This window comes from Parasphingorhabdus pacifica, assembly GCF_054779195.1.
In genome coordinates, this window is sequence record NZ_BAAGYS010000011.1 from 86879 (window position 1) to 99745 (window position 12867).

General features: G+C 68.1%; 12 protein-coding genes. All 12 read left to right on the forward strand.

From position 1 onward, the window contains the following. Positions 1-99: 99 nt before the first annotated feature. Positions 100-1398 (forward strand): geranylgeranyl reductase family protein, encoded by a 1299-nt coding sequence (locus ACYVAN_RS17335; RefSeq protein WP_460960858.1) that lies wholly within the window; start codon positions 100-102, stop codon positions 1396-1398. Between the two features lie 158 nt (positions 1399-1556). Further along, positions 1557-1925, forward strand: coding sequence for an NADH-quinone oxidoreductase subunit A (locus tag ACYVAN_RS17340; protein WP_460960860.1), 369 nt, complete (start codon positions 1557-1559; stop codon positions 1923-1925). A 79-nt stretch (positions 1926-2004) separates the two neighbouring features. Continuing rightward, complete coding sequence (locus ACYVAN_RS17345; protein WP_460960862.1) at positions 2005-2691, forward strand: NuoB/complex I 20 kDa subunit family protein; 687 nt, start codon at positions 2005-2007, stop codon at positions 2689-2691. Positions 2692-2695: 4 nt separating this feature from the next. Beyond that, positions 2696-3490: an NADH-quinone oxidoreductase subunit C gene (locus ACYVAN_RS17350; RefSeq protein ID WP_460960864.1), complete on the forward strand. Its 795-nt coding sequence runs from the start codon at positions 2696-2698 to the stop codon at positions 3488-3490. Between the two features lie 97 nt (positions 3491-3587). Further along, entirely contained in the window at positions 3588-4955 is a 1368-nt protein-coding gene (locus ACYVAN_RS17355) for an NADH-quinone oxidoreductase subunit D (RefSeq protein WP_460960866.1), read from the forward strand. Further along, positions 4952-5713 (forward strand): NADH-quinone oxidoreductase subunit NuoE, encoded by a 762-nt coding sequence (nuoE, locus tag ACYVAN_RS17360; protein WP_460960868.1) that lies wholly within the window; start codon positions 4952-4954, stop codon positions 5711-5713. The genes ACYVAN_RS17355 and nuoE overlap by 4 nt, the downstream gene beginning before the upstream one ends. Positions 5714-5721: 8 nt before the next feature. Next, on the forward strand, positions 5722-7035 hold the full coding sequence (gene nuoF, locus ACYVAN_RS17365) for an NADH-quinone oxidoreductase subunit NuoF (protein WP_460960870.1): 1314 nt from the start codon (positions 5722-5724) through the stop codon (positions 7033-7035). Then, the gene (locus ACYVAN_RS17370) at positions 7032-9620 is read left to right on the forward strand and encodes an NADH-quinone oxidoreductase subunit G (protein ID WP_460960872.1); all 2589 of its coding nucleotides are present in this window, start codon (positions 7032-7034) and stop codon (positions 9618-9620) included. The genes nuoF and ACYVAN_RS17370 overlap by 4 nt, the downstream gene beginning before the upstream one ends. Continuing rightward, complete coding sequence (gene nuoH, locus ACYVAN_RS17375; protein WP_460960874.1) at positions 9617-10936, forward strand: NADH-quinone oxidoreductase subunit NuoH; 1320 nt, start codon at positions 9617-9619, stop codon at positions 10934-10936. Before ACYVAN_RS17370 ends, nuoH begins: the two co-directional genes overlap by 4 nt. Further along, positions 10923-11489, forward strand: a complete 567-nt coding sequence (gene nuoI / locus ACYVAN_RS17380) for an NADH-quinone oxidoreductase subunit NuoI (protein ID WP_460960876.1) — start codon at positions 10923-10925, stop codon at positions 11487-11489. The genes nuoH and nuoI overlap by 14 nt, the downstream gene beginning before the upstream one ends. Continuing rightward, on the forward strand, positions 11489-12559 hold the full coding sequence (locus tag ACYVAN_RS17385; protein WP_460960878.1) for an NADH-quinone oxidoreductase subunit J: 1071 nt from the start codon (positions 11489-11491) through the stop codon (positions 12557-12559). Before nuoI ends, ACYVAN_RS17385 begins: the two co-directional genes overlap by 1 nt. Further along, positions 12556-12855 (forward strand): NADH-quinone oxidoreductase subunit NuoK, encoded by a 300-nt coding sequence (nuoK, locus tag ACYVAN_RS17390; RefSeq protein ID WP_460960880.1) that lies wholly within the window; start codon positions 12556-12558, stop codon positions 12853-12855. Before ACYVAN_RS17385 ends, nuoK begins: the two co-directional genes overlap by 4 nt. The last annotated feature ends 12 nt before the right edge of the window (positions 12856-12867 follow it).

A 12867-nucleotide genomic window follows, 5' to 3' on the forward strand; every position in this document is an offset into this window, starting at 1 on the left:
ATCGCACGGTTCGTCCGGCTTAGACTCGGGAAGATAGTGAACTCATTCACAAGCGGGCTCACGGTTAGTAACCGCGCATGCAGGGATACGAGGAGTGTCATGACGAGCGCCACCAGTCGACGCAGCCCCAACGACGACGCGGATGTGATCGTCGTCGGTGCGGGACCGGCGGGGTCGACGGCGGCGACGTACCTGGCCAGGGCCGGCCTGGACGTCCTGCTACTGGAAAAGAGCACCTTTCCCCGGGAGAAGGTGTGCGGGGACGGCATCACGCCCAGGGGTGTGAAGCAACTGATCGACCTCGGCATCGACACCCGCGAAGAGGCGGGGTGGCTGCACAACCGCGGTCTGCGCGTGGTCGGGGGTGGGGTCACGATGGATCTCGACTGGCCGAACCTGGCCGAGTTCCCCCCGTACGGCGTGGTCCGGCCGCGGAACGACTTCGACGACCTGCTCGCGCGCAACGCCGAGCGGGCGGGTGCGCGCATGGTGCAGGCCACCACCGTCACCGGCGCCGTGACCGACGACCGCACCGGGCGGATCACCGGCGTGACCGCCAAGAGCGGCCCCGAACGCGTCCCGGTCACCTACCGAGCTCCCCTGGTCGTGGGGTGTGACGGCGTGTCCGCGCGGCTGGCGCTGTCGGTGGGCATCCAGAAGCGTGAGGATCGCCCGATGGGGGTCGCGGTGCGGCGCTACTACGAGAGCCCGCGCAGCAAGGACGACTACCTCGAATCGCACCTCGAACTCTGGGACCGGTCGAACCCCGAACAGCCGCAGCTGCTGCCCGGGTACGGCTGGCTGTTCGGGATGGGCGACGGAACCGTCAACGCGGGTCTGGGGATCCTGTCGACGTCGACCGCGTACGGCAAGACGGACTACCGCAAGCTGCTGCGGTCGTGGCTGGACGGAACGCCGGAGGAATGGGGCTTCCGCGAGGAGAACTCGGTCGGGAAGGTCGGCGGTGCCGCGCTGCCGATGGGGTTCAACCGGACTCCGCACTACCGCGACGGCCTGCTGCTGGTCGGCGATGCGGGCGGCATGGTCAACCCGTTCAACGGTGAGGGCATCGCCTACGCGATGGAATCCGCCCGCCTGGCGGCCGAGTGCGTGGTGCACGCCTTCGCTCGTCCGGAGGGCCCGTCCCGGGAGCGGGCGCTGGCTCGCTACCCGGCCGCGGTGTCCGAGGCGATGGGTGGCTACTTCCGGATGGGCAACATCTTCAGCAAGTTGATTGGCAATCCGGTGGTGATGCGGACCGCGACGAAGTACGGCCTTCCGCGCCACACGCTGATGCGTTTCGTGTTGAAACTGCTGGCGAATCTCTACGACAAGAAGGACGGCGACGCCATGGATCGTGTGATCAACGCCACTACTCGTCTCACGCCTAGCGCCTGATGCCGCGCGTCTGGTCAGATGGACCGGACTCTGTGTGTGAGAAGTCATAAAGTTAGGTTCGCCTCAATACGGAGCCGATTCGGTCGACCGCATAGAGTGCGTAATCGAGGTTATGACGTGATTTCCGCCTCGGCGGGGGCCACTGAAGGAGGGCGGCAATGGTGCTAGACCCCTACATCCCACTCGTGCTGATGTTCGCGTTGGCGCTCGGGTTCGCGGCGTTCTCCGTCGCGATCGCGCCTCTGGTGGGCCCCCGCCGGTACAACCGAGCCAAGCTCGACGCCTACGAGTGCGGAATCGAGCCGTCACCGCAGCCCGTCATCGGCAGTGGACGGATGCCCGTCAGCTACTACATGACGGCGATGATGTTCATCCTGTTCGACATCGAGATGGTTTTCCTCTATCCGTACGCCGTCTCCGCCGACCAGCTCGGGCTCTTCGGCGCCGTGGCGGTGACGTTGTTCGTCGTCACGTTCGGTTTCGCCGACCTCTACATCTGGCGGCGCGGTGGTTTCACCTGGACCTGATCGCCGACCGCGACGGCCTCGCCCGTCGCCGCGAGGACAGCACCGACCCGCCGCGTCGATTCGAGAAGGGAGTGCCGAGATGGGGCTGGAAGAGCAGCTGCCGAACGGCATCCTGTTGGCAAACGTGGAAAAGCTCGTCAACTGGACGCGAAAGACATCGATGTGGCCCGCCACCTTCGGGTTGGCCTGCTGTGCCATCGAGATGATGACCGTCGGCGGTTCGCGCTACGACATCGCGCGGTTCGGCATGGAGCGGTTCTCGGCCACCCCGCGCCAGGCGGATCTGATGATCGTCGCAGGCCGGGTGACCAACAAGATGGCCCCGGTGCTGCGGCAGATCTACGACCAGATGCCCGAACCGCGGTGGGTGCTGTCGATGGGCGTGTGCGCCTCCACCGGCGGCATGTTCAACAACTACGCGGTCGTGCAGGGCGTCGACCACGTCGTGCCGGTGGACATGTACCTGCCCGGATGTCCACCGCGGCCGGAAATGCTGCTCGACGCGATCCTGAAGCTGCACGCCAAGGTCATGGACGAGCCCATCAACGCGAAGCGGGCCGAGCTGCGCGCCGAGCGCGGCGACCGAACCGAGATGATCCCGTCCTCCGAGCGGTACGCCCCCAAGAACCGTGCGGAGGTGAAGCGCGCCGAGCGCCAGCAGCTCGCGCAGCGCCGGGAGATGGGCGCGGAGCGGCCGCTGAACACTCGGGAGCTCGACAACGCCGAAGGAGAGTCGAACACCTCCGAACTCGGCGCGGGGAGATGAGGTCATGAACGACACCGTCAACCAGACGACTCCGGACCCCGGCGAAGAGGGGTCGAGCGCGGAACGAGCCGGCGGTCTCGAACCCGCCCAGCAGGGCAAGGGCGAGGTGGCCGAACGACGTGGTCCCGTCGTGGCCGGCCGAGCCCGGCAGGGGATGTTCGGTGTGCGGGGCACCGGCGACACCTCGGGATACGGCGGGCTGCGCCTGCCCGCCTACGTGCCCACGGCGGCCGAGCGACCGTACGGCGGGTGGTTCGACGAGGTCGCCGACAACCTCTTCGCCGCGTTGCGGGAGCGCGGATTGCCGCCGGAGGCGATCCGTCAGGTGACAGTGGACCGCGGCGAGATCACGTTCTTCGTGGACCCGCGGCACCTCCTCGAGGTGTGCCGGGCCTTCCGGGACGATCCGGCGCTGCGGTTCGAACTGTGCAGCTCGGTGTCCGGTGTGGACTACGGGCCGGAGGTGGCGCAGCGGCTGCACTCGGTATACCACCTGACGTCGATGACTTACCGCCGCCGCATCCGGGTCGAAACAGCCCTGGACTGGTCGGAGGACGACCACGAACTGCCGCGAGTGGACTCGGTGGTCGAGGTCTACCCGACCGCCGACTTCCAGGAGCGGGAGGCCTACGACATGTTCGGCATCGTCTACGACGGGCATCCCGCGCTCACCCGGATCCTGATGCCCGACGACTGGGAGGGCCACCCGCAGCGCAAGGACTACCCGCTCGGCGGGATCCCGGTGGAGTACAAGGGCGCCGAGATCCCACCTCCGGATCAGCGGAGGTCGTACACGTGACGTCCGCGCCGACTGGACCACGAGCGGTTTCAACCGGGCCCGCGTTCCGCGCCGGACCCGGATTCCACGGGCAGCTCACCGCGGAGAGGTGCTGGAGATGAGTTCCGAACGACTGGCCGATCCTCCGGTCGGCAACGACGACGGTGCGGACGGCTTCGATCCGCACACGGCCTCCGAGCGGCAGACCACCGAAGGCCGGGTCTACACGGTCACCGGCGGGGACTGGGACGAGTTCCTCGACGAGACCCGGGGTGAAGACCGGGTCGTCATCAACCTGGGCCCCCAGCACCCGTCGACCCACGGCGTGCTGCGCCTCGTGCTGGAGCTCGAAGGCGAGGTGGTCACGCAGGCTCGCACGGTGATCGGCTACCTGCACACGGGTATCGAGAAGAACTGCGAGTACCGGACGTGGACCCAGGGCGTCACGTTCGTGACCCGCATGGATTACCTCGCGCCGCTGCACAACGAGGCCGGCTACTGCATGGCCGTCGAAAAGCTGCTGCGCACCGAGGTTCCGAAGCGCGCGGAGACGATCCGGGTCCTGCTCATGGAGCTGAACCGGATCTCCTCGCACCTCGTGTTCCTGGCGACGGGAGCGATGGAACTGGGCGCCACCACCGGGATGACCTACGGGTTCCGGGACCGGGAGGAGGTCCTGCACCTGCTGGAGTTCCTCACCGGGCTGCGGATGAACCACGCGTTCATCCGGCCGGGCGGCGTCGCGCAGGATCTCCCGGAGGGCTACCGGGAGAAGATCCTCGAATTCATCAAGGTGATGGACAAGCGCCTGCCGGACTACGCGAAGCTCTTCTCCGGGCAGCCGATCTGGCATCAGCGCCTCAAGAACGTCGGTTACCTGCCGCTGGACGGGTGTCTGGCGCTCGGGGTAACCGGCCCGCTGCTGCGTTCGGCCGGGCTGGCCTGGGACATGCGCAAGATCGACCCGTACTGCGGGTACGACGAGTTCGAGTTCGAGGTGCCGACGAGCACCGACGCGGACTGCTTCGCGCGGTTCCAGCTCCGGTTGGACGAGATGCACGAGTCGCTGCGGATCATCCGGCAGTGCCTGGACAAGCTGGAGCCGGGGCCGGTGATGGTTTCGGACCCCAAGATCGCGTGGCCCGCGCAGCTCACGGTCGGCCCCGACGGTCTGGGCAACTCCCTGGACCACGTCCGCAAGATCATGGGTCAGTCGATGGAATCGCTGATCCACCACTTCAAGCTGGTGACCGAGGGATTCGACGTGCCGCCGGGACAGGTGTACGTGCCGATCGAGTCGCCCCGCGGTGAACTCGGCTACCACGTCGTTTCCGACGGCGGTACGCGGCCGATGCGGGTGCACACCCGGGATCCGAGCTTCGTCAACCTGCAGGCGCTGCCCGCGATGTCCGAGGGCGGCCTCGTGGCGGACGTGATCGCGTCCGTGGCTTCCATCGACCCGGTGATGGGCGGGGTGGATCGATGACCGAGCAGTTCGAGTTCACGCAGACCGAGTCGGTGGTGCATCCGATGGCCGACACCTCGGTGTTCGGCGACGACGTGCGGGCCGATGCCCGGCGCATCATCGACCGATACCCGGAGTCGCGCTCGGCGCTGCTGCCGATGCTGCACCTGGTGCAGTCGGTGCAGGGGCACGTCAGCACGGAGGGGATCGAGTTCTGCGCCGGACAGCTGGCGCTGTCGGCCGCCGAGGTCAGCGCGGTGGCCACGTTCTACACGATGTACAAGCGCACGCCGTGCGGGCAGCACCTGGTCAGCGTGTGCACCAACACCCTGTGCGCGGCGCTCGGCGGCGACGCGATCTACGGCAGCCTGCGCGAACACCTGGGTGTCGGGCACGACGAGACGGCCGGTACTCCGGGCGAGACGGGCTCGATCACCCTGGAGCACGCCGAATGCCTGGCCGCCTGCGATCTCGGTCCGGTGCTGCAGGTCAACTACGAGTACTACGACAACCAGACGCCCGAGAAGGCGTTGGAACTGGTCCGGTCCCTGCAGAACGGCGAGAAGCCTGATCCGACCCGAGGTGCGCCGCTGTCGGACTTCCGGGCGACCGAGCGGCAGCTCGCCGGGTTCTTCGACGACGCGCGCGACTCCGATGTGGAGGGGCCGTCGTCGGCTCCGGAAACCGTGCGCGGTGCCCGGCTCGCCGAAGAACGCGGCTGGACCGCCCCGGCGATGCCCGAAGACGCGGAACTTCCGCCCGTTCCGGAGAAGAAGTGAGGGTGGCCATGTCCGAAGAGACCCGGGTGGACCCGCTGACCCCGGTGCTGACCAAACGCTGGACGTCGCCGCGTTCGTGGACCCTGCGCTCCTACGAGGAGTCCGACGGTTACACGGCGGTGCGGAAGGCGTTGCGCGCGGAACCGGACCAGCTGATCGAACTGGTGAAGGCAGCCGGCCTGCGCGGCCGGGGCGGTGCAGGCTTCCCCGCGGGGGTCAAGTGGGGCTTCATGCCCAAGGATCCGGTGAAACCGCACTACCTGGTGATCAACGCCGATGAGGGCGAGCCGGGCACCTGCAAGGACATTCCGCTGATGATGGCCGATCCGCACTCGCTGATCGAAGGCGTCATCATCGCCTGCTATGCGATGCGCTCGAACTTCTCGGCGATCTACGTTCGCGGTGAGGCGCTGCACTGCATCCGGCGATTGAACGCCGCGGTGCGCGAGGCCTACGACGCCGGGTATCTCGGCAAGAACGTCCTCGGCTCCGGGTTCGACTGCGACATCGTCGTGCACGCGGGGGCCGGCGCCTACATCTGCGGCGAGGAGACGGCACTGCTGGACTCGCTGGAGGGCAAGCGTGGCCAGCCCCGGCTGAAACCGCCGTTCCCGGCCGCAGCCGGTCTCTACGCCTGTCCGACCACGGTGAACAACGTCGAGACGATCGCCTCGGTGCCGTTCATCGTCAACGGCGGTTCGGACTGGTTCCGCAGCATGGGTGGGGAGAAGTCGCCCGGACCCAAGATCTACTCGGTCTCCGGGCACGTCGAGCGCCCCGGCCAGTACGAAGCACCGCTCGGAACGACCCTGCGGCAGCTCCTGGAGCTGGCGGGCGGCATGAAGGACGGCGTACCACTCAAGTTCTGGACACCGGGTGGTTCGTCGACACCGCTGTTCACCGCCGAACACCTCGACGTGCCGCTGGACTTCGAGGGTGCCGCCGAAGCGGGGTCGATGCTCGGCACCACGGCGGTGCAGGTGTTCAACGAGACCGTGTCGGTGCCGTGGGCGGTGATGAAGTGGACCCAGTTCTACGAGCACGAGTCCTGTGGAAAGTGCACCCCATGCCGGGAGGGCACCTTCTGGCTGGCGCAGGTGCTGGAGCGGATGGTCGAGGGCCGGGGCACCGAGGAGGACATCGACACCCTCCTCGACGTCTGCGACAACGTCCTCGGCCGGTCGTTCTGCGCGCTCGGCGACGGTGCGGTCAGCCCGATCACCAGCGGAATCAAGTACTTCCGAGACGAGTTCCTCGCCCTGTGCTCGAACAACCGGGGTGAGTCCAATGACGAGTCCGCACTGGTAGGAGCGGCCCGATGACGGTGGCACCCGAAGCCAAGAACGAATCTCCCCCGGTCCCGGAGGGCCACGTCCGGCTGACCATCGATGGTATCGAGGTGGACGCCCCCAAGGGCGAACTGCTCATCCGCACCGCGGAGCGGATGGGAATCGTGATCCCGCGGTTCTGCGACCACCCGCTGCTGGACCCGGCGGGCGCGTGCCGGCAGTGCCTGGTGGAGGTCGAGGTGAACGGGCGCGCCATGCCCAAACCGCAGGCGTCCTGCACCATCACCGCCGCCGACGGCATGGTCGTGAAGACACAGAAGACCTCCCAGGTGGCGGACAAGGCACAGCAGGGCGTGATGGAACTGCTGCTGATCAACCACCCGCTGGACTGCCCGGTCTGCGACAAGGGCGGTGAATGCCCGCTGCAGAACCAGGCGCTCAAGCACGGCCGGAGCGATTCGCGGTTCCACGACCAGAAGCGCACGTTCGCCAAGCCGGTGTCGATCTCGTCGCAAATCCTGCTGGACCGCGAGCGTTGCGTGCTGTGCCAGCGGTGCACCCGGTTCTCCAAGGAGATCGCGGGTGACCCCTTTATCGAGCTGCTGGAACGCGGTGCGGTGCAGCAGATCGGCATCGGCGAGCATCAGCCGTTCCAGTCGTACTTCTCCGGCAACACCATCCAGATCTGCCCGGTGGGGGCGTTGACCAGCGCCGCATACCGGTTCCGCTCGCGGCCGTTCGACCTCGTTTCCACCCCGGGCGTGTGCGAGCACTGCTCTTCGGGGTGCTCGACCCGCACCGACTGGCGGCGCGGCAAGGTGATGCGACGGCTGGCCGGTGACGAGCCGGAGGTCAACGAGGAGTGGATCTGCGACAAGGGCCGATTCGCGTTTCGGTACGCCACGGCTTCGGACCGGCTGACCAGGCCGATGATCCGGGTCGACGGCGAGCTGCGGGAGACGTCGTGGACCGAGGCCCTGCGGGTCGCCGCCGAGGGGTTGCTCGCCGCGCGGGACGCTTCCGGGGTCGGTGTGCTGCCGGGCGGACGACTCACCACCGAGGACGCTTACGCCTACGCCAAGTTCGCGCGGGTGGCGCTGCGCACCAACGACATCGACTACCGGGCCCGCGCGCACTCGGCGGAGGAACTGGCGTTCCTGGAGTCCACCGTGGTGGGAACCGGCCCGGAGACGGGCGCGGTGACCTATCGGGACCTCGAAGCCGCACCGGCCGTGCTGTGCGTGGCCTTCGAGCCCGAAGAGGAATCCCCCATCGTCTTCCTGCGGCTGCGCAAGGCGGCCCGCAAGGGTTCGACGAAGGTGTTCCACCTCGGGCAGTGGAACTCGCCCGGAGTGGAGAAGACCACGTCGATCCCGGGCGACGGCGGAGTGGAACGCACCGGCGAACTGATCACCTGTCCACCGGGCGGTGAAGCAGCCGCGCTGACCGATCTGCCGTCCGAGGTGGACGAAGCGTTGCGCGGCGAAGGTGCGGTCCTGGTCGTCGGTGAGCGCGCCGCGCAGGTGCCGGGGCTGTACTCCGAGATTCTGCGAACCGCTGAGCGCACCGGTGCACGAGTGGCCTGGATCCCGCGCCGGGCCGGTGAGCGCGGCGCGGTCGAGGCCGGCGCGCTGCCCGGTCTGCTGCCGGGTGGACGCCGGGTCGAGGATCCGGGTGCGCGGACCGAGCTCGAACGAGCCTGGGGGATGGAACCGGGATCGCTGCCGGGCCGGGCCGGACGCGACGTGACCGGCATGCTCACCGCCGCCCACCAGGGAAAGCTCTCCGGATTGGTGGTCGGCGGCGTGGACCCCGGCGATCTGCCCGATCCCGGACTGGCCGAACAGGCGCTGCGCCGCACCGAGTTCGTGGTGAGCTTGGAGATGCGCCCGAGCAGGGTCACGGAGCACGCCGATGTGGTGCTGCCGATCGCGCCGAGCGTGGAGAAGTCCGGCAGCTACCTCAGCTGGGAGGGTCGACCCCGCGAGTTCGAGCTCACCATCGAACGCACCGGTTCGCTGCCGGACTGCCGGGTGCTGGACACGTTGGCCGTGGAGATGGACGCCGACCTGTTCACCCAAACCCCGGGTGCCGTGGCCGCGGAGCGACGCAGGCTCGGCACCACGACCGGCGAGCGGGCTGCACCGCCGAACGAACCGGTCGTTCCGGCACCCGAGCTGGGCGCCGGGCAGGTCCGGTTGGCGACCTGGCGACAGCTGCTCGACAACGGTTCGCTCCAGGCCGATGAACCGCAGCTGGCGGGTACGGCACGCCGGTCGGTGGCGATGATCTCGCCGCGCACCGCGCAACGTCTCGGACTGCAACCCGAGCAGCGGGTGCAGCTCCGCAGCAACAAGGGCTCGCTGTCCCTCGAAGCCGTGGTGACCGAGATACCCGACGACGTCGTGTGGGTGCCCACCGCATCCGGACCGGCCAAGGTCAACCGCGCGTTGGGGGTCGGGCACGGTGCGCCGGTCGACATCGCACCGGCGGCACCCATGGCCGGCGCCGCGGGCAACGGCCACGTCGTCAGGCACAACCCGGCACGACCGGAGAACCCGGCCGGACCCGCCGGGTCCGAGGGCAGCTCCACGCACATCGACGGGGGCAGGGCATGACCGAAACCGCCAAGCTCCTCGCGGACGACCCGATGTGGCTGATCCTGATCAAGGTCGTCGCCATCTTCGCCTTCCTGGTGCTGATGACGCTGCTGACGATCTGGGCGGAGCGCCGTGTGATCGGTCGGATGCAGCACCGGCCCGGTCCGAACCGAGCCGGACCGTTCGGCATCCTGCAGTCGCTGGCCGACGGGTTGAAGCTGGCGTTCAAGGAGGACATCCGGCCGGTGCTGGCCGACAAGTGGGTGTACATCCTGGCGCCGATCATCTCGGCCACCCCGGCACTGGTGTCGTTCTCGGTCATTCCGATCGGCCCGGAGGTGACGATCTTCGGCGAGCGCACCGCGCTGCAGCTCGTCGACCTCCCGGTGGGGCTGCTGGTCGTGCTGGCCAGCGCGGCGATCGGGGTCTACGGCATCGTGCTGGCCGGTTGGTCGTCGGGCTCTCCGTACCCGCTGCTCGGTTCGCTGCGCTCGGCGGCGCAGGTGATCTCCTACGAGATCGCGATGGGGCTGTCGTTCGTCGCGGTCATCATGTACGCGGGCACGCTGTCCACCTCCGGGATCGTGGCGGCGCAGGAGCAGGGCTGGTTCTTCCTGCTGCTCCCGTTCAGCTTCCTGGTGTACCTGGTGTCGATGGTCGGTGAGACCAACCGCGCCCCGTTCGACCTGCCCGAAGCGGAGTCCGAGCTCGTCGGCGGCTTCCACACCGAGTACTCGTCGCTGAAGTTCGCGCTGTTCTTCCTCGCCGAGTACATCAACATGGTCACCGTTTCGGCGCTGGCCACCACGCTGTTCTTCGGTGGCTGGTACGCGCCCTGGCCGCTCTCGATGATCGGTGACGGGGTGCTCAACACCGGTTGGTGGCCGGTGCTGTGGTTCCTCGGCAAGACGATCATGTTCCTGTTCTTCTTCGTGTGGCTGCGGGGCACGCTGCCGCGACTGCGCTACGACCAGTTCATGGACCTGGGCTGGAAGGTCCTGATTCCGCTGAGCCTGGTGTGGATCGTGGCGGTCACGCTGATCCGCGCGCTGCGCAACGAGGACGCGGTCACCACGCAGCAGTTCCTCATCGTCGGCGGGATCGTGCTGGTGGTGTTGCTGGCGGTGAGCTTCCTGCTCCCGGACAAGCAGCCTCCGGAACGCGAGGACGAGGTGCAGCTCTCGGGCGGGGACTACCCGGTCCCGCCCATCGACCTCGAAGTGCCCAGGACGCCACCGCGGCGTGAGCCGGTGAGTTCGGGTGCGCAGACCGCCCAGTTGCCGGGCGAGGACGGCGACGACTCAGCAAAGGAGGCGTCACATGGGAATGTTTGATCCGCTGAAGGGATTCGGCGTCACCTTCTCGACGATGTTCAAGAAGGTCGTGACCGAGGAGTACCCGGAGGTCAAGAAGATCCCCGCGCCCCGGTTCCACGGTCGTCACCAGCTCAACCGGCATCCGGACGGCTTGGAGAAGTGCGTCGGATGCGAGCTGTGCGCCTGGGCCTGCCCGGCGGACGCCATCTTCGTCGAGGGCGGCACGAACACCGAGGACGAGCGGTATTCGCCCGGCGAGCGCTACGGCATGGACTACCAGATCAACTACCTGCGCTGCATCGGTTGCGGGTTGTGCGTGGAAGCGTGCCCGACGCGGGCACTGACGATGACCACCGAGTACGAGACAGCCGACGACAACCGGCAGAACCTCATCTACACCAAGGAGGACCTGCTGGCCCCGCTGCTGTCGGGCATGGAGCAGGCACCGCATCCGATGCGCCTCGGCGAGGACGAGCAGGACTACTACGTGCGTGGTCCGGAACTCGCCAGGGAGAAGGGCGTGCCGGAAGGCGAGACGGTCGAGACCGGCAAAGAGGAGGCCAGGCGCTGATGACTGTCCTGGCAACGGCGTACCTGGCGCAGGCCGAGGGCGTGGTGGGAACCGGGGAGACGGTGGTCTTCTGGATCCTCGGCCCGCTGGCACTGGTCGGTGCGCTCGGCATGGTGTTCGCGCGCAGCGCCGTGCACTCCGCGCTGTTCCTGATCACGACCATGCTCTCGCTCGGCGTGCTGTACATGGCGCAGGCCGCGCAGTTCCTCGGTTTCACCCAGATCATCGTCTACACCGGCGCGATCATGATGCTGTTCCTGTTCGTGCTGATGATGGTCGGACGGGACGCGTCGGATTCGGTGGTGGAGGTACTGCGCGGTCAGCGGCTCGCCGCGATGATCGTGGGGATCGGCTTCGCGATGCTGCTGGCCACGGGGCTGGCGCGGTCGCTGACGCAGGTGCCGGTCGCGGCGCCGCTCGACCCGTGGTCGCCGCAGGGCGGCGGTGCCGGTGGACTCGGCCGGCTCATCTTCACCGACTACCTCTTTCCGTTCGAACTCACCTCGGCCCTGCTGATCACCGCTTCGCTGGGGGCGATGGTGCTGGCCTACGGCGGCAAGGGACGGGGCGCCCGTCGAACCCAGCGGGCGACCGCCGATGCGCGGTTCCGCGGGGAGCACGCTCGCGTGTCGCCGTTGCCGGGGCCCGGCGTCTACGCCACGGCGGACTCGGTGGCCACTCCCGCGTTGTTGCCGGACGGGTCGGTAGCGGCGGATTCGCTGTCGGACCTGCTCTCCACCACTCCGGTCCCCCGGACCGCGGACGGCCGCGAGGGCGTGGTGGACCAGCCGGGTTCCGGTGACGATCCGCACGCGCTCATCGGCTCGGAGGACGAGTCCGGTCGGCGGCACGCGGATTCCGGCGACGGGCACCAGGAGCACGGCCCGACCGGAGACGGCCCCACCGGAGGCGGAACAGCCGGGGACGACGACGCCGGGAACGGTGAAGCCGGGTCCGGAGCGGGCCAGGGCGGCCCCGCGGGCAGCGGGCTCAACGGCGACAACGGGCACGACGGCGGGCACAGCAACGGCAAGGGCTCCGAGAACACCCCCGAGGAGGTCAGGCAGTGACCCCGACCCACTACCTGCTGCTGTCGGCACTGCTGTTCTCGATCGGTGCCGTCGGCGTCCTGGTGCGGCGCAACGCGATCGTCGTGTTCATGTGCATCGAGCTGATGCTCAACGCGGTCAACCTGTCGCTGGTCACCTTCGCCCGCATCGAGGGTTCGGTGCACGGGCAGGTCATGGCCTTCTTCGTGATGGTGGTTGCCGCCGCAGAGGTCGTGGTCGGCCTGGCGATCATCATGTCGATCTTCCGTACGCGTCGCTCGGCCTCGGTCGATGACGCCAACCTCCTGAAGTACTGAGAGGCGCGTGGT